This is a genomic window from Ruoffia sp. FAM 26254, from assembly GCF_045528545.1.
Lineage (GTDB): Bacteria > Bacillota > Bacilli > Lactobacillales > Aerococcaceae > Ruoffia > Ruoffia halotolerans.
Map to the genome: position 1 here is coordinate 1 of NZ_JBGQQY010000137.1, position 255 is coordinate 255.

General features: G+C 42.0%; 1 pseudogene. It reads right to left on the minus strand.

Features of this window, described 5'->3' with window-relative positions:
- Window positions 1-255: pseudogene (locus ACEN3Z_RS12010) on the minus strand (IS30 family transposase); the annotation flags it as partial.

Sequence of the window (255 nt, forward strand, 5' to 3'; positions counted from 1 at the left end):
AGGACTTTAAAGCTTCCTTAGGTAAGTTTTCTCTCAAATCTTCAATCGCAGTTTGCATAGCAACTTTAGAGCGATTTGGCATGGGTAAAGCAATATATATACGGCTTTTTCGTTCTGCAAAGCTCGCAAAACAACCTTTACTCTTACCTCGAGAAGAAACAACTGTGTCGAGTTCCCAATGCCCGAACTCTTTTCGATTCTTCACAGATTTGGGGCGTTTTGAGATGGGAGTGCCGATATTAAACTTTCCTCGCG